This window comes from Saccharopolyspora sp. NPDC002578 (assembly GCF_053592695.1).
This window is the reverse complement of record NZ_JBSFWJ010000025.1, coordinates 1-16,480: the sequence shown is the minus strand read 5'-3', so window position 1 is coordinate 16,480 and position 16,480 is coordinate 1. Positions and strand designations below refer to the sequence as shown.

Genomic DNA, 16,480 nt, shown 5'->3' with positions numbered 1-16,480 from the left:
TGCGTTCGCGGCGGGGCCCGGCCGCGGGCCCACGCCTGCCGCCGGTCGGTTTCCCGGCGCCGCTGCCGGGATTCGGGTCAGCGGACCGCGGTGGCGGTGATGGAGCGGGGGCCGCGGCCGATGGCGATCGACCCGGACTGCACCATCTCCCGCACACCGTAGGGCTCCAGCATGCGCAGCAGCGCGTTGAGCTTCTCGCCGTCGCCGGTGGCCTCCACGGTCAGCGCCTCCGGGGAGACGTCGACGACCTTGGCCCGGAACAGCTGCACGGTTTCGAGGACCTGGCTGCGCACCGAGGCGTCCGCGCGGACCTTCACCAGCAGCAGTTCGCGCTGCACCGCGACCTCCGGTTCCAGCTCCACGATCTTGATCACGTTGACGAGCTTGTTGAGCTGCTTGGTGACCTGTTCGAGGGGCTGGTCGCTGACGGCGACCACGATCGTCATCCGGGAGATCTCCGGGTGCTCGGTCGGCCCGACGGCCAGTGACTCGATGTTGAAGCTGCGGCGCGAGAACAGTCCCGAGACGCGGGCGAGCGCACCCGGCACGTTCTCCACCAGCACGCTGAGCGTGTGTCGGCTCATCGGTGGGTCACCCCTCGTCCTCGTCGAACAGCGGGCGGATTCCGCGCGCCGCCATGATCTCGTCGTTGCCGGTGCCCGCGGCCACCATGGGCCACACCTGGGAGTCCTTGCCCACCACGAAGTCGATCACGACGGGTCGGTCGTTGATCTCCATGGCCCGCTGGATGACGCTGTCGACGTCCTCGCGGGATTCGCACCGCAGTCCCACGCAGCCCAGCGCTTCGGCGAGCAGTTTGAAGTCGGGGATGCGGTGCTTGTGGGTTCCGAGGTCACTGTGTGAGTAGCGCTCGGCGTAGAACAGGCTCTGCCACTGCCGGACCATACCGAGGTTGCCGTTGTTGATGACGGCGACCTTGATGGGCAGTTCTTCGATGGCGCAGGTGGCGAGTTCCTGGTTGGTCATCTGGAAGCAGCCGTCGCCGTCGATGGCCCAGACGTCCTTGCCGGGCACGCCCGCCTTGGCGCCCATCGCGGCGGGAACGGCGTAGCCCATGGTTCCGAGCCCGCCGGAGTTCAGCCAGCTGCGCGGCTGCTCGTAGCCGACGAACTGGGCCGCCCACATCTGGTGCTGCCCGACACCGGCCGCGTAGACGGCGTCCGGGCCCGCGAGGGCGCCGATGCGTTCGATGACGTACTCGGGGGCGAGGCTGCCGTCCGCGGGCCACTCGTAGCCCAGCGGGAACGTGTCGCGCCAGGTGCTCAGCTGCGTCCACCAGGCGCCGAGGTCGGCGGTGCCGCCGTCCGCGGTGGCGGTGGCGACGGCGTCGATGAGCTCGGCGATGACCTCCTTGCAGTCACCGACGATCGGCACGTCGGCGTTGCGGTTCTTGGAGATCTCCGCCGGGTCGATGTCGGCGTGCACGACCTTCGCGTCCGGCGCGAACGAGGACAGCTGGCCGGTGACCCGGTCGTCGAACCGGGCGCCGAGGGTGATCAGCAGGTCGGAGCGCTGCATCGCGGCGACGGCGGCGACCTTGCCGTGCATGCCGGGCATGCCCAGGTGCAGCGGGTGCGAGTCGGGGAACGCGCCGCGCGCCATCAGCGTGGTGACGACGGGGATGTTGGTGGCTTCGGCCAGTTCGCGCAGCTGCTCGGTCGCTTCGGCCTTGAGCACGCCACCACCGACGTAGAGCACCGGCCGCTGCGCCGCGGTGATCAGCTTCGCGGCTTCCCGGACCTGCTTGCCGTGCGGCTTGCTGGTGGGGCGGTAGCCGGGCAACTTCATCTCCGGCGGCCAGGAGAACGTGGTCGCGGTCTGCTGGACGTCCTTCGGGATGTCGACCAGCACCGGACCGGGGCGCCCGGAGGCGGCGATGTAGAACGCCTCGGCGATGGTGCGCGGGATGTCCTCGGCCTTGGTGACCAGGAAGTTGTGCTTGGTGATCGGCAGCGTGATGCCGCAGATGTCGGCTTCCTGGAACGCGTCGGTGCCGATCAGGCTGGTGGCCTGCTGACCGGTGATCGCCACGATCGGCACGGAGTCCATCTGCGCGTCGGCCAGCGCCGTGACCAGGTTCGTCGCGCCGGGACCGGAGGTCGCCATGCACACGCCGACCTTGCCGGTGGCCTGGGCGTACCCGGTGGCGGCGTGCCCGGCTCCCTGTTCGTGGCGGACCAGGACGTGCCGGACCTTCGTGGAGTCCAGCAGCGGGTCGTAGGCAGGCAGGATGGTGCCGCCGGGAATGCCGAAGACGATCTCGGCCCCGACGGACTCCAGCGACCGCACGAGCGACTGCGCGCCGGTGACCTGCGCTGGGGCGTCGTGGGACGGTGCTGGTTTGGAACGGTGTCCCGGCGGCGGTGCCGGGACCGGGCTCTGCCTGGTGTGGGCGCTGGTCATCGAGTTCGCCTCTGTCCGAACGGTGGTGGTCGGTGAGTGGGCACGAAAAAACCCCCGCCGGGCCGAAAAGGGGACCGTACGAGGGTTGGCGCGTCGACGCTGCGGAGCTTCCTCAGGCGTCGACGCGCCGGGGAAGTACGAGAATGTCGTGCAGTCGCAGCATGGCGAGGACGTTAACGGCACTGGTGCCACCGGGTCAAACCATGCGGGACGCGATTCCCGCATGGTGGACGCCGAAAACGGCTCGAAACCCCGCTTCCGCTGGCGTTTTCCCTGTTCACGGATATCCCGTTCGCATTCGGCCGAGCCCGGTGTGGCGTACGTCGCTCCTCCTCCGGCTCGGTGGGTCACAGGTCGCGGGACCGGCGGTGCCACCAGGTGGGAACGGTCCGGGCGGTTCGCCGGCGCCTGCGGTCCGGGACTCTGCGGACCGCGTGCGCACGGGTGAGAGCATCGGGGGGTGAGCGAGTCCCCAGCGGCATCGGAACGGCCCGGCGAGAACGGGCCCGGCCGCACCGGCTCCGGCTCCGCCCCGGCGGAATCGGGCAGTCCGGACGCGGCGGGCTCGGAACGCGCCGAGGCAGAGGGGACCCGCGAAGTGAGCACGTCCGAGGAGCAGGGCACGACCGGCACGGCGACCCGGGACGCCGCGGAGCTGCCCGACGCCGCCACGTCCGGCGCCGGAACGTCCGAGGCGACCGCCGAGCGCGAGATCGCCGAGCCGAACTCCGGTGAGCAGGACTCCGCTGAGAACGCCCCCGGCGAACGGGACGCGGCCCCGGAAGACCCCGCGAACCCGGCGGTGGCGAAGGCCACCGCCGGGCGCGCGAAGGCGCTGCCGAAGTCGCTGACGTTCCAGCTCACCCGGATCTCGCTGCTGGCGGTGTTCGCGGTGGCGATCAGCGTGACGCCGATCGCGTTCGCGCAGCCGTTCCCGCTGCTGCTGCCCGCGTACCTGATCCCGCTGGCGCTCGGCTACGCGATCATGCGCCCGCGCACCGTGGTGACGGCCGAGCGCATCAGCTCGCGCGGCCAGTTCAGCACCACCCGCTTCGGCTGGGACGAGCTCGCCTCGGTGCGGCTGGACGAGAAGCGCTGGGTGCGCGCCGTGCTCGTCTCCGGCAAGGAGGTCGTGCTCCCGGCGATCCGGGTGCGCGACCTGCCCCGGCTCGCCGAGCTCAGCGGCGGTCGCCTGCCGGACCCGAACGCCGCACCGGCGCAGCCCGAGACCGGCGAGGACGAGCCCGCCGACGACACCGCCTCCGAGCCTCCGGCCGCCGATCAGCAGCCGTCCGAGACCGGCGCCGACCCGGCCGAGCGCGCGGAATCCGGCGACGACGGGCGCACCGGCCCGAAGTCCGCGGACTGACGCACCGCACCCGCACGACCACGAGCGCGCTCCCCGAACGACGCGCAGCACCGCCCGCACGGCTCCCGAGGCGTGCGTCACGAACGCCCGACGAGCGAGAACCGGTCGGACCGGACGGCACCGGGCAGGAGTAGCGTCGTGGTCACCGCCGTTCGCCCCCACCCACAAGGTGGGCGTCTTTCGCCGCTATGACGCGAACTTCGCGAGAAACCGAGAAGGACCATGCCCCAGTTGCGCTCCCGCACCACCACGCACGGACGGAACGCCGCAGGCGCCCGGTCGTTGTGGCGTGCCACCGGCATGACCGACGACGACTTCGGCAAGCCGATCGTGGCCATCGCCAACTCCTACACCCAGTTCGTGCCCGGTCACGTGCACCTGCGCGACCTCGGCGACGTGGTGGCCGAGAAGATCCGCGAAGAAGGCGGCGTGCCGCGGGAGTTCCACACGATCGCGGTGGACGACGGCATCGCCATGGGCCACAGCGGCATGCTCTACTCGCTGCCCTCGCGCGAGATCATCGCCGACTCGGTGGAGTACATGGTCAACGCCCACCAGGCGGACGCGCTGGTGTGCATCTCGAACTGCGACAAGATCACTCCGGGCATGCTCAACGCCGCGATGCGGCTCAACGTGCCGACGGTGTTCGTCTCCGGCGGGCCGATGGAGGCCGGCAAGGCCGTTGTCGTGGAGGGCGTCGCGCAGGCCCCGACCGACCTGATCACGACGATCTCCGCGTCGGCGAACGCGGCGGTGGACGACGAAGGGCTCAGCGAGGTCGAGCGGTCCGCCTGCCCGACCTGCGGGTCGTGCTCGGGCATGTTCACCGCGAACTCCATGAACTGCCTCACCGAAGCGCTGGGCCTCGCGCTGCCGGGCAACGGTTCGACGCTGGCCACCCACGCGCTGCGCCGCGAGCTGTTCGAGGAGGCCGGGCGCACCGTCGTGCGCATCTCCAAGCGCTGGTACCAGGAGGACGACGACTCCGTGCTGCCGCGTTCGGTGGCCAACAAGCAGGCGTTCGAGAACGCGATGGCGCTGGACATGGCGATGGGCGGCTCCACGAACACCGTGCTGCACACGCTGGCCGCCGCGCGCGAGGGCGAGATCGACTTCGAGCTCTCCGACATCGAGCGGATCAGCCGCCAGGTGCCGTGCCTGTCGAAGGTGGCGCCGAACTCCGATTACCACATGGAGGACGTGCACCGGGCCGGCGGAATCTCCGCGATCATGGGCGAGCTGGACCGCGCCGGGCTGCTGCACCGCGAGGTGTCCTCCGTGCACAGCGGCAGCCTCACCGAATGGCTGTCGCAGTGGGACGTGCGCGGCGAGTCGCCCTCGCAGCAGGCGCTCGACCTGTTCCACGCCGCTCCCGGCGGGGTGCGCACCACGCAGGCGTTCTCCACGGAGAACGTCTGGTCCTCGTTGGACACCGACGCCGCCGACGGCTGCATCCGCGACTTCGAGCACGCCTACACCGCCGACGGCGGCCTGGCGGTGCTGCGCGGCAACCTCGCCGAGGACGGCGCGGTCGTGAAGACCGCGGGCGTCGAGGAGGAGCTCTGGTACTTCCAGGGCCCCGCGCGGGTCATGGAGAGCCAGGAGCAGGCGGTGGCCGCGATCCTGCAGAAGCAGATCGAACCGGGCGACGTGCTGGTGATCCGCTACGAGGGCCCGGCGGGCGGCCCCGGCATGCAGGAGATGCTGCACCCGACGGCGTTCCTGAAGGGCTCCGGCCTGGGCAAGAAGTGCGCGCTGATCACCGACGGCCGGTTCTCCGGCGGCTCCTCCGGGTTGTCCATCGGGCACATCTCGCCGGAGGCGGCGGGCGGCGGCACGATCGGCCTGGTGCAGGACGGCGACCAGATCCTCATCGACGTCCGCGAACGCGCCCTGAAGCTGCTCGTCGACGACGAGGTGCTCGCCGAGCGGCGCGCGAAGATGGACGCCGCCGAGCACCCGTGGCAGCCGGAATCCCGGCAGCGACCGGTGACCAGCGCGTTGCGGGCCTACGCGCGGCTGGCCACCTCGGCCTCGTACGGCGCGGTCCGCGACGTCTCGAAGTGACCGGATGACGAAGAAGACCGGCCGGGTTCCACGGGGAACCCGGCCGGTCTCGTTTCGGGGGATGTAGTTCTCGGGGGAATCGCGCGGCTCCGCCCGGCGGGCGGGGCCACCGGTTCAGGAGCGCAGCAGGATCAGCACCGCGGCCGACGAACCCGCCGCGATCACCAGGCTGATGAAGCCGCTGACCAGCGGGTGCCGGAACCAGGCGCGCCCGTTGTCCAGCGCGACCCGGCCGGGCCCGGCGAACATCAGGCACAGCGCGGCGGCGATGAGCACCACGAGGTACTCGTAGCCGCCTTCCTGGTCGAAGAACGGGCCGGGCAGCTTCATCGACACGATGGCGCTGGCCATCACGCCGACGATGCCCGCGGCGGCCAGCGGGGTGAACAGGCCGAGCACCAGCAGCGCGCCGGCGCCGAGCTCGGTCCCACCGGTGACCAGGGACAGCACCGCGCTCTGTTCGAACCCGGACTTCGCCAGGGATTGCGCGAACGCTTCCGGACCGGTGCCGCCTAGCACGCCGAACAGTTTCTGCGCACCGTGGGCGGCGAAGATCCCGCCGATCACCAGCCGCAATGCCAGGAGTCCGAGGTCGGCTCCGGCGTTCCAGCCGAATGGTTTCCGGGTGTCCAATTCTTCGTAGAACTCGTCGCCGGAACGGCGGTCGACCACCGAGGTCGCCGCACCGTCGTTGTAGGCGGCGTCGTCGTAGTAGTCGTAGTCCTGCACGCCGAGGCCCTGGGTTCCCGTAGGCCCGTCGGCGGACTTTTTTCCGCCGCGTTGCGCGCGGTCGTCGCGGTTTCCGCCCGCGCCGCTCGGGCGATCGTCGTGAATGCTCACGGCGGTGAAGGTTAAGGCATCACACACGGGTGAAGCGACCCTTTCGGGTGAACCTTTTCCAGACGTAATTCGGTCGGCATCCGGGTGTTCCGGCATCCGGCAGAATGCTCCGCCGGTCCCGCGAACCTTCGGTGAATTCCCGGTTTCCGCTGGCGACAGCAGTAAGATCGGCATCTGAGAACACCGGGAATCACCGAGTCGGCACCGTCCGTCGCCACCGATCCGCACCGATCGGTGTCCGGGGGCCCATCCGGAATTGCTGCATTCGGTCGCCGTGCGGCGACTGCTCGGCTCGAACCGGCGGGAAGCGGCTTCCACCGGGTGGGACGGCGCGAGCTCCCGGGCGCGGCGCCGCATGATCCGGACCCTCGGGTGCTCACCGTGCGTTCACGACCGGGCCGATACCCTCGGACCTCGTGGCAGCCTCCCAGCGCACCTCCCGCCCCGATCGCCGTACTCGCGCGCGAGCGGTGGGAGTGCTGCTGGCCGTGGGCGCCTTCACCGCGGGCGGTTGCGCGCAGTTCCCGAACGAGCACCCGAACGCCTGGCGGGACCAGCCTTCGCTGGAGCCGCAGGCCGGACCGCAGCCCTCCATCGAGCAGCCCGCCCCTCCCCCGCCGGAACCCGGGCAGCCGACCGAACCGCCGTCTTCGGTACCCGCGGGCTGCGTCGACCCCGATCCGGCGGTCGTCGCGACCTGCCTGGACCCGGTGGGCGCGATCACCGTGCTGCCCGACGGGAAGGCCGCGCTGGTGGGCGAACGCACCACCGGCCGGATCCTGCGGGTCGAGCAGGACGCCGAACCGGTCGAGGTGGCGCGCGTGCCGGTCGACCCCTCCGGCGGCGGCGGGCTCACCGGGCTCGCGCTGTCGCCGAGCTACCAGGAGGACGAGCTGATCTACGCCTACGCGAGCGTGGACGGCGAGAACCAGGTGCTGCGGGTCGCGCCGCGGGACAACCCGAAACCGGTCCTCACCGGCATCCCCAAGGGCGCCTCCGGCAACTCCGGCGCGCTGCTCGACGACGGCCGGGGCGCGCTGCTGGTCGCCACGGGCGACGCGGGCGACCGGGCGAACGCGACCGATCCGGCTTCGCTGGCCGGCAAGGTGCTGCGCATCGACGGGTTCGGCGCGGCGGCGCCCGGCAACCCCGACCCGGCTTCGCGCGTGGTGGCGTCCGGGGTGTCGAATCCCGGCGGGCTGTGCGGGGCGATCAACACCGGTGGCTACTGGCTCACCGACCGCGCCGGTTCGCGCGATGCGCTGCACCGGCTGGAGTTCGGCGCGGCCCTCGGCGCCCCGGCGTGGAGCTGGCCGGACCGCCCCGGCGTGGCCGGATGCGCGGCCGGGCCCGCGTCGGTCGTCGTGGCGCTGACGGACGCGGCGGCGCTCTACACCCTCAACCCCGGCCCGGACGGCACCTTCACCGGCCAGCCGTCCAAGGTCATGGAACGCACCTACGGGCGCTTCTCCGCCGCCGCGACCGGCCCGGACGGCCAGCTCTGGCTGGGCACCGCGAACAAGTCCGGCGGCACCCCCGTCCCCAGCGACGACCGGGCCATCCGCATCGAACCGCCCTCGGGCGACAGCGGCAAGGACTGACCGCGACCTGACGAGGCCGATCCGCGCCGCGTGACCGCAGCGCGCACCGGGAGCCGGTCCCGCCTAGGGGCGCGCACGGCACACGTCGCAACCCCGCGGGTCCGGCAGCGTCCCGCTCGCGGGGAAAGCGACGCCGCTCGTGGCGCGGCCGCGCACGACATCGGTCCTGCGGCGAGCACGACGCCGAAGCAGAGCGACCGGCGCGGACCAGCGTGGCGCACCGGACGAAACGACCCGGCTCATGGTCCACTCAGGACGCATCGCCGATCCGGAGCGCGGCGACGCGCCGGTGGCCGGGACGGGGAAGCGATGAGTTTGCCGCAGCTGTACACGGCGCTGCTGGCGGGCGGACTCGTGCTGCTGGCCAGCATCGTCGCCACGCGGGCCGCGGCGCGCTTCGGGCTGCCCGCGCTGCTGCTGTTCCTCGCGCTGGGGCTGGTGATCGGCGAGGACGGGCTGGGACTGCGCTTCGACGACGCCCAGCTCGCGCAGAACCTGGGCACCGCGGCGCTGGCGGTGATCCTCGTCGAGGGCGGGCTCACCACGCGCTGGTCCGACGTGCGCCCGCTGCTGACGCCCAGCGGTCTGCTCGCCACCGTCGGAGTCGCGGTCAGCGTCGCGATCACCGCGGTGGGCGCTCACCTGCTCATCGGCATGCACTGGCAGGCGGCGCTGCTGCTCGGCGCCATCGTGTCCTCCACCGATGCGGCGGCGGTGTTCTCGGTGCTGCGCACGCTGCCGCTGCCGCGGCGCGTGTCGGGCATGTTGGAAGCCGAGTCCGGGTTCAACGACGCGCCCACGGTGATCCTCGTGCTGCTGTTCAGCACGATCCCGCTGGAGATCCACCCGCTGGAGGTGGCCGGGAACGTGCTCTACCAGCTCGCGGTGGGCACCGTGATCGGCGTGGGGGTCGGCTGGTTCGGGGCGTGGGTCCTGCACCGCATCACGCTCCCGGCGTCCGGCCTGTACCCGCTGGCGATGTTCGGGCTCGGGGTGGTCGCGTTCGCCGCCGCGGGCTCGGTCGGCGCGTCCGGGTTCCTCGCCGCGTTCGTTTCCGGGCTGGTGCTGGCGAATTCGGGGCTGCCGCACCGGGCTTCGCTGCGCTCGTTCGCCGAGGGGCTCGGGTGGCTCGCGCAGATCGGCCTGTTCGTGCTGCTGGGCCTGCTGGTGACGCCGCACGAGCTGCTGCCGGAGCTGCTGCCCGCGCTGGTGGTGGGGTTGGTGCTGCTGCTGGTGGCGCGGCCGGTGTCGGTGCTGGTGGCGCTGGCGCCGTTCCGGTTGCCGTGGCGGGAGCAGGCGTTCGTGTCCTGGGCCGGGTTGCGCGGCGCGGTGCCGATCGTGCTGGCGACCTTCCCGGTGGTGGCGGGCGTGCCCGGCAGCGACCGGGTGCTCAACGTGGTCTTCGTGCTGGTCGCGGTGTTCACCCTGGTGCAGGGGCCGGGGCTGCTGGGGCTGGCGCGCCGGTTGGGGCTGGTCCGGGCGGATGCGGCGCGGGAGATCCAGGTGGAGGTGGCTCCGCTGGACGTGCTCGACGCGGAGCTGCTCACCGTGTCGGTGCCCACCGGTTCCCAGCTGCACTACGTGACGCTGCGGGAGCTCCGGTTGCCGGAGCCGAGCGTGATCACCCTGATCATCCGGGCGGGCCGGTCCTTCGTCCCCGAACCCGCCACCCGCCTGACCACCGGGGACGAACTGCTCATCATGACGACCGCGCGAGCGCGGGACGCCGCGGAACGCCGCCTGCGCGCCGTGAGCCGCCGAGGCCGCCTCGCGCACTGGTTCGGCGAGTACGGCGCCCCGGACTGACCCCGGCCCGGTGGCGCGGGGAGGCGTCCGGGCAGCGGAACGCCCGCGGTCTCCGGTGCGCGAGCTCCGCCTCCCAGCCGGACATCAGCCGAACAGCACGACGACCTTGCCCACGAGGCCGCCACCGCGCAGCAGCTCCACGGCGCGGTCCGCCTCGGCGAACGGCACGGTCCGGGCCACGACCGGAGTGATCTCGCCGCTGTCGACGGCGGCGGACAGGTCGCGGCGGATCGCCGCCGCGATGGCGGCGCGTTGCTCGTCGTCGCGGGTGCGGAAGGTGGTCCCGACGATCCGGACCCGACGCAGGGCGAGCCGGTCGAGGTCCAGCGCGGCGCGCCGCCCGGCGAGCCTGCCGACCTGCATGATCGTGCCGCCGATCCGGGTCGCGGCGATGAGCTCGTCCAACCAGTCCCCACCGGTGTGGTCGACGATCAGGTCGGCCCGCAGCCCGTCCGCGACGGCGCCGCGCAACCCGCCGATCCCGCCGGTGATCACCCGCAGGCCGCGTCCGGCCAGTTCCGGTGGTGCCTGCGCCCGCGTCGTGGTGACCGCCACCGCCCCCGCCCCGGCCCACCGGGCGATCTCGGCGCCGATCAACCCCACCCCGGAAGTCCCGGCCGTGATCAGCACCGATCCGCCGGGCGGCATCCCGCCCTGCCGGATCAGCGCGTCGTACTCCGTCATCAACGCCGACGGCAGGGCCGCGGCCTGCTCCGCGGTGAGGCGGGCCGGAACGGGGATGACGAGCCGGTGGTCCAGCGCCACGTACTCGGCGAGAGCGCCTTCCACCATGGCCAGGACGCGGTCGCCGATGCGCACGCCCGTCACGTCCGAGCCGACGTCGACGACTTCGCCGGTCACGTCGGAACCCGCGACGTGGCGGTCGGTTCCGGTGCCCCGGGGCCGGTAGGAGCCGTCGGCCTCGTCGAGGTCCGCGCGGTTCACCGCCGCCGCGCGCACGCGGACCAGCACCTGGAACGCGCCCGCTTCGGGCACCGGACGTTCGGCGAGATCCCAGCGCTCGCCGGGAGCGGTCAGCCACGCTCGCATGTCTCCCCCGGTTCGTCGCGTCGAACGAAAAAAGACCTCCCGCCCCGCGAACGGGACGGGAGGTCCGATCAGTCGACCCGGGTCACTGCCCGCAGGCGGCGAGGATGAGCTCGCGGACCCGCTTCGCGTCGGCCTTGCCGCCGGTGGCCTTCATGACCGCGCCGACGACGGCGCCCGCGGCCTGCACCTTGCCGCCGCGGATCTTGTCCGCCACGTCGGGCTGCGCGGCCAGCGCGTCGTCGATGGCGGCCTGCAGCGCGGAGTCGTCCGAGACGACCTCCAGGCCCTGCGCGGTGACGACCTCGTCGGGCTCGCCCTGGCCGTCGAGCACGCCGTCGACGACCTGGCGGGCCAGCTTGTTCGTCAGCTTGCCGTCCGCGACCAGCGCGATGACCCGCGCCAGCTGCGCGGGCGTGATCGCCAGCTCGGTGAGCTCCACGCCGCGGGTGTTGGCCTGCTGCGACAGGTAGGCGACCCACCAGGAGCGCGCCTCCGCCGCGGGCGCACCGGCGTCCACGGTGGCGGCGACGAGGTCGAGCGCCCCGGCGTTGACCAGGTCGCGCAGCTCCTCGTCGGAGAGCTTCCACTCGTCCTGGATGCGCTTGCGGCGCTCCCACGGCAGCTCGGGCAGCGTCGTCGACAGCTCCTCGACCCACTCGCGGGACGGCGCGATCGGCACGAGGTCCGGCTCCGGGAAGTACCGGTAGTCCTCGGAGGTCTCCTTCTTGCGACCCGCCGAGGTCGTCGCGGTCGACTCGTCGAAGTGCCGGGTCTCCTGGCGGATCTCGCCGCCGGAGGTCAGCACCGCGGCGTGCCTGCGCATCTCGTAGCGCACCGCGCGCTCCACGCTGCGCAGCGAGTTGACGTTCTTCGTCTCGGTGCGGGTGCCGAACTCGTCCGCGCCCTTCGGCATCAGCGAGACGTTCGCGTCGCAGCGCAGCGAACCCTGGTCCATCCGCACGTCGGACACGTCCAGCGACCGCAGCAGGTCCCGCAGCGCCGCCACGTACGCCCGAGCGACCTCGGGAGCGCGCTCACCGGCACCGACGATCGGCTTGGTGACGATCTCCACCAGCGGGACGCCCGCGCGGTTGTAGTCGAGCAGCGAGTGCTCGGCGCCGTGGATGCGGCCGGTGGCCCCGCCGACGTGCAGCGACTTGCCGGTGTCCTCCTCCATGTGCGCCCGCTCGATGTCGACGCGGAACGTCTCGCCGTCGTCGAGCACCACGTCGAGGTGACCGTCGAAGACGATCGGCTCGTCGTACTGCGAGGTCTGGAAGTTCTTCGGCTGGTCCGGGTAGAAGTAGTTCTTCCGCGCGAACCGGCACCACTCGGCGACCTGGCAGTTCAGCGCCAGCCCGATGCGGATCGCCGACTCCACCGCCTTGCCGTTGACGACCGGCAGCGCGCCGGGCAACCCCAGGCACACCGGGCACACCTGAGTGTTCGGCTCGGCGCCGAACACGTTGGCGCACCCGCAGAACATCTTGGTGGCCGTGGACAGCTCCACGTGCACCTCGAGGCCGAGGACCGGGTCGAACCGCTCCAGGACCTCGTCGTAGTCCATGATCTCGGCGACCGCGGTCACTTGCCGTCATCCCCCTTGCGCAGGGTGCGGATCGCCAGCGCGGTGCCTGTGATCAGGCCCAGCGCGGTGATGATCGAGTCGGCCATCGCGAGCCGGTCGTTGTTCGCCTTGGCGTCGCGGATGCTCGCGCGCAGCCCGAAGGCCGCGGAGAGCACCGACGCGAGCTGGAACGCTGCCTTGATCTTCGAGTTCATCACGCCACCTCCAGAGCGGGGACACGGTCGAGCAGCGGGCCGCCCTGGGCGGCGTCGCGGGCGGTCTCGTAGGCCGCACCGACCCGGTAGAGCCGGTCGTCGGCCAGCGCCGGGGCCATGATCTGCAAGCCCACCGGAAGATCGTCCTCATCGGACAGTCCGCTGGGGATGCTCATGGCGGCGTTGCCCGCCAGGTTCGACGGGATGGTGCACAGGTCCGCGAGGTACATCGCCAGCGGGTCCTCGGTGCGCTCGCCGATCTCGAACGCCGTGGTCGGCGTCGTCGGCGACACCAGTACGTCCACCTGCTCGAACGCGGCGGCGAAGTCGCGGGTGATCAGCGTCCGGACCTTCTGCGCCTGGCCGTAGTAGGCGTCGTAGTAGCCGGACGACAGCGCGTAGGTGCCGAGCATGATGCGGCGCTTCACCTCAGGGCCGAACCCGGCCTCGCGGGTCAGCGACATGACCTCTTCGGCGCTGTGCGAACCGTCGTCGCCGACGCGCAGGCCGAAGCGCATCGCGTCGAACCGGGCCAGGTTCGAGGAGCACTCGCTCGGCGCGATCAGGTAGTAGGCGCCCATCGCGTACTCGAAGTGCGGACAGGAGACCTCCACGACCTCCGCGCCCAGCTTCGAGAGCTGCTCGACCGCGGCGCGGAACGACCGCTCCACGCCCGGCTGGTAGCCGTCGCCCGCGAACTCGCGGACCACGCCGACCTTGACGCCGGTCAGGTCGCCCGCGGCGCCTTCGCGCGCCGCCGCCACGACCTGCGGCACCGGCGAGCTGATCGAGGTGGAGTCCATCGGGTCGTGCCCGGCGATCACCTCGTGCAGCAGCGCCGCGTCCAGCACCGTGCGCGCGCACGGGCCGGGCTGGTCCAGCGAGGACGAGAAGGCGACCAGGCCGTAGCGGGACACGCCGCCGTAGGTGGGCTTCACGCCGACGGTGCCGGTCACCGCGCCGGGCTGGCGGATCGAGCCACCGGTGTCGGTGCCGATCGCCAGCGGAGCCTCGAACGCGGCCAGCGCCGCCGAGGAGCCACCGCCGGAACCGCCGGGGATGCGGTCGGTGTTCCACGGGTTGCGCGTCGGGCCGTACGCGGAGTTCTCGGTGGACGAGCCCATCGCGAACTCGTCCATGTTGGTCTTGCCGAGGATGACGACGCCCGCTTCGCGCAGCCGTCGCGTCACCGTCGCGTCGTACGGCGGCCGCCAGCCCTCCAGCATCTTCGAGCCGCAGGTGGTGGGCATGTCGCTGGTGGCGAAAACGTCCTTGAGCGCCAGCGGAACGCCCGCCAGCGGCGAGGCCGCCTTGCCCGCGGACCGGTCCTCGTCGGCCTGCCGGGCCGCGGCCAGCGCGCCCTGCTCGTCGACGTGCAGGAACGAGTGCACGGTGCCGTCCACGGCGGCGATGCGGTCCAGGTGGGCCTGGGTGGCCTCCACCGAGGTCACCTCGCCCGAGGACAGCCGGTCGGCGAGATCGGCGGCGGACAGGCCGATCAGGGCCGAGTCACCTCCGGTCGCGGTCGAAGTCATCACGCCTCCTCACTCAGGATCCGCGGAACGCGGAACCGGTTGTCCTCCGCCGCGGGCGCGCCGTCCAGCGCCGCCTCGCGCGGCAGGCTGGGCCGCACCACGTCGTCGCGGAACACGTTCGTCACCGGCACCGCGTGGGAGGTCGGCGGAATGTCGTCCGCGGCGACCTCACCCACCCTCGCCACCGACTCCAGGATGACGTCGAGCTGCCCGGCGAAGGTGTCGAGCTCCTGTTCGGTGACCGCCAGCCTGGCCAGGCCGGCGAGGTGCGCGACCTCGTCGCGGGAGATCTTGGACACTACGAAGGCTCCCTGGTCATGTCCGGTATCACGGTTGGACCTCAGTCTATTGCGGAGCCCGCATGTGCCCGTTCAGGGGGCGAACCGAGTGTCGCGCGCGCTGTGCGCGGCGCCGGTTCGGCCGGTCGTCCGGGCACCGTGAACGGTCACCACCCCCGTTTGCCGGTGACCGTTCACGCGCCACCCCTCCCCCGCTTCCGAATGCTCCCCGCATCGGCACGAGCGCAGCGGCGCGACCGCGGCTCGTAGGGAATTCCCCCGTCCTGCGCCGCCGTCTCCCCGCTCCCGTGATGCGGACGGGACGGGTGCCGCGCCGTCCGCTCAGCGGAAACCCGATCCGGTGCCCAGGGACGTGCGCCCGCGGGCGGGCGGCGGCCGGGGGTCCGCACTCCGGGACGCGGGCGCCGCGGCGCGGGAAACATCCGGGACCAGCGACGGCGGCCCGCCGTTTCACTACACGAACGCCGGTCTCACCGATAGGCTGCGGTGTCTGCCACAATTTGCCCCGCCTGCCGGGCGCACGGTGGCCTCCGCGTGCGGCCGTGCGGCGCGGGGAGCGCGGACGGCGAGGTGCCGCGCACGAAGCTGGAGGCGTTGAGTCCGGTGTCCTTCCTGATCCGGGTGCAGATACCGGACCGTCCGGGCGTGCTCGGCGCGGTGGCCTCCGCGTTGGGCGAGATCGGCGCCGACATCCTCAGCGTCGACGTCGTCGAACGCGGCGGTGACGTGGCGATCGACGACATGGTCGTGGAACTGCCCTCGGGCAGGCTGCCGGACATCCTGATCACCGCCGCCGAATCGGTCGACGGCGTCGAGGTCGACGCGGTCCGCCCCTACGCGGGCGTGCTGGACACCCACCGCGAGCTGGAACTGGTGGAGGACATCGCGGCCGAACCCGGCAACGGCCTGCAGATCTTCGCCGAAGGCGTCCCGAAGATCATCCGATCGGGCTGGGCGATCGTGTTCGGGCACCACTCGGGCGGCGCGGAGCAGCTCGCCGCGAGTTCATCGGCCCCGCAGCAGGGCTACCTGGAACTGCCGTGGTTACCGCTGCCGCGGGCCACGATCCTCGACGGTGACGAGATCTGGGTGCCGGAGACCTGGCAGGAGCTGGGCACCGAACTGGCCGCGACACCGATCGGCAAGCCCGACCGAGTGCTGCTGGCCGGCCGCCCCGGCGGCCCCATGTTCCGCGCCGCCGAGGTAGCGCGACTCGCGCACCTGGCAGGAATCGTCTCCGTCGTCCTCGACGGCTGAGGGCTCTCTTCGGCGCGAGCTGCCTGCGGGGTCGCTCAACGGACCTCAGGTGTCTTCTCGCTGCGGGATCGATCCTTTTCCCGAGTGGCTCCGCCACGCGGGAAAGCCGTCCTCGCGAGAAGACACCTGAGAACCCGCCGGTGGTCCGGCTGCGTGCGTGGTCACTGCTCGTCGGCTTCGCCGCCGCCAAGACGATGATCGAACCGTTCCACACGGTTCCCTGAGCCGCGGACTGCCCACCTTTGATCTTGTCGTTCCAGATGAGCGACGTTCTCGGCCTTTCTCCTGTCAGCGGCGAAGCCGCTGAGCAGTGACCACCAAAGCAAAAAGACCACCCGCGGGTTCTCAGCGGTTTCCTCGCGAGGACAGCTTTTTTCCTCGTGGCGGAGCCACTCGGAAAAAAGATCCCGCAGCGAGGAAACCGCTGAGGTTCCGCCACCCGGCCCACTA

General features: G+C 71.9%; 14 protein-coding genes. 5 read left to right on the top strand and 9 right to left on the bottom strand.

All coding sequences use genetic code 11. From position 1 onward, the window contains the following. Window positions 1-77 precede the first annotated feature (77 nt). Window positions 78-584, bottom strand: coding sequence for an acetolactate synthase small subunit (ilvN, locus tag ACWD38_RS14370; RefSeq protein WP_184481913.1), 507 nt, complete (start codon window positions 582-584; stop codon window positions 78-80). Window positions 585-591: 7 nt separating this feature from the next. Next, window positions 592-2,424: an acetolactate synthase large subunit gene (locus tag ACWD38_RS14365; protein WP_184481915.1), complete on the bottom strand. Its 1,833-nt coding sequence runs from the start codon at window positions 2,422-2,424 to the stop codon at window positions 592-594. A gap of 460 nt (window positions 2,425-2,884) precedes the next feature. On the opposite strand from ACWD38_RS14365, the gene ACWD38_RS14360 reads away from it, so the two are divergent. Both ACWD38_RS14360 and ilvD read left to right on the top strand, forming a co-directional pair. Continuing rightward, entirely contained in the window at window positions 2,885-3,793 is a 909-nt protein-coding gene (locus tag ACWD38_RS14360) for a PH domain-containing protein (protein ID WP_450124209.1), read from the top strand. 222 nt (window positions 3,794-4,015) lie between these two features. Further along, on the top strand, window positions 4,016-5,860 hold the full coding sequence (gene ilvD, locus ACWD38_RS14355; RefSeq protein WP_184481919.1) for a dihydroxy-acid dehydratase: 1,845 nt from the start codon (window positions 4,016-4,018) through the stop codon (window positions 5,858-5,860). Window positions 5,861-5,974: 114 nt separating this feature from the next. Here the strand turns inward: ilvD and ACWD38_RS14350 are convergent, their stop codons facing one another. After that, window positions 5,975-6,700, bottom strand: a complete 726-nt coding sequence (locus tag ACWD38_RS14350) for a DoxX family membrane protein (RefSeq protein WP_184481921.1) — start codon at window positions 6,698-6,700, stop codon at window positions 5,975-5,977. 416 nt (window positions 6,701-7,116) lie between these two features. Between ACWD38_RS14350 and ACWD38_RS14345 the strand changes: the two genes are divergently transcribed. Further along, window positions 7,117-8,301 carry a PQQ-dependent sugar dehydrogenase gene (locus ACWD38_RS14345; RefSeq protein ID WP_450124208.1) on the top strand — a complete coding sequence of 395 codons (1,185 nt, stop codon included), beginning with the start codon at window positions 7,117-7,119 and terminating at the stop codon, window positions 8,299-8,301. A gap of 315 nt (window positions 8,302-8,616) precedes the next feature. After that, on the top strand, window positions 8,617-10,107 hold the full coding sequence (locus tag ACWD38_RS14340) for a potassium/proton antiporter (protein ID WP_425503614.1): 1,491 nt from the start codon (window positions 8,617-8,619) through the stop codon (window positions 10,105-10,107). 84 nt (window positions 10,108-10,191) lie between these two features. Here ACWD38_RS14340 and ACWD38_RS14335 read toward each other — a convergent pair whose 3' ends face one another. From ACWD38_RS14335 to gatC, 5 genes are all read right to left on the bottom strand, one after another. Further along, on the bottom strand, window positions 10,192-11,157 hold the full coding sequence (locus tag ACWD38_RS14335) for a quinone oxidoreductase family protein (protein ID WP_184481925.1): 966 nt from the start codon (window positions 11,155-11,157) through the stop codon (window positions 10,192-10,194). 82 nt (window positions 11,158-11,239) lie between these two features. After that, the gene (gene gatB, locus ACWD38_RS14330; protein ID WP_184481927.1) at window positions 11,240-12,745 is read right to left on the bottom strand and encodes an Asp-tRNA(Asn)/Glu-tRNA(Gln) amidotransferase subunit GatB; all 1,506 of its coding nucleotides are present in this window, start codon (window positions 12,743-12,745) and stop codon (window positions 11,240-11,242) included. After that, window positions 12,742-12,939 (bottom strand): hypothetical protein, encoded by a 198-nt coding sequence (locus tag ACWD38_RS14325; RefSeq protein ID WP_184481929.1) that lies wholly within the window; start codon window positions 12,937-12,939, stop codon window positions 12,742-12,744. The genes gatB and ACWD38_RS14325 overlap by 4 nt, the downstream gene beginning before the upstream one ends. After that, on the bottom strand, window positions 12,939-14,474 hold the full coding sequence (gene gatA / locus ACWD38_RS14320) for an Asp-tRNA(Asn)/Glu-tRNA(Gln) amidotransferase subunit GatA (protein WP_184481931.1): 1,536 nt from the start codon (window positions 14,472-14,474) through the stop codon (window positions 12,939-12,941). The genes ACWD38_RS14325 and gatA overlap by 1 nt, the downstream gene beginning before the upstream one ends. Then, window positions 14,474-14,773 (bottom strand): Asp-tRNA(Asn)/Glu-tRNA(Gln) amidotransferase subunit GatC, encoded by a 300-nt coding sequence (gene gatC / locus ACWD38_RS14315; RefSeq protein ID WP_184481933.1) that lies wholly within the window; start codon window positions 14,771-14,773, stop codon window positions 14,474-14,476. The genes gatA and gatC overlap by 1 nt, the downstream gene beginning before the upstream one ends. Window positions 14,774-15,376: 603 nt before the next feature. Between gatC and ACWD38_RS14310 the strand changes: the two genes are divergently transcribed. Continuing rightward, window positions 15,377-16,030 (top strand): ACT domain-containing protein, encoded by a 654-nt coding sequence (locus ACWD38_RS14310; protein ID WP_184485672.1) that lies wholly within the window; start codon window positions 15,377-15,379, stop codon window positions 16,028-16,030. Between the two features lie 161 nt (window positions 16,031-16,191). Here ACWD38_RS14310 and ACWD38_RS14305 read toward each other — a convergent pair. Beyond that, window positions 16,192-16,480: hypothetical protein (locus tag ACWD38_RS14305; RefSeq protein ID WP_450124207.1), on the bottom strand; the 289-nt coding region annotated here is incomplete at its 5' end.

Coding starts and splice junctions, on each gene's coding strand:
- ACWD38_RS14325 (WP_184481929.1), bottom strand. CDS start 12,939: ATGAACTCGAAGATCAAGGCAGCGTTCCAGCTCGCGTCGGTGCTCTCC.
- ACWD38_RS14365 (WP_184481915.1), bottom strand. CDS start 2,424: ATGACCAGCGCCCACACCAGGCAGAGCCCGGTCCCGGCACCGCCGCCG.
- ilvN (WP_184481913.1), bottom strand. CDS start 584: ATGAGCCGACACACGCTCAGCGTGCTGGTGGAGAACGTGCCGGGTGCG.
- ACWD38_RS14335 (WP_184481925.1), bottom strand. CDS start 11,157: ATGCGAGCGTGGCTGACCGCTCCCGGCGAGCGCTGGGATCTCGCCGAA.
- ilvD (WP_184481919.1), top strand. CDS start 4,016: ATGCCCCAGTTGCGCTCCCGCACCACCACGCACGGACGGAACGCCGCA.
- gatA (WP_184481931.1), bottom strand. CDS start 14,474: ATGACTTCGACCGCGACCGGAGGTGACTCGGCCCTGATCGGCCTGTCC.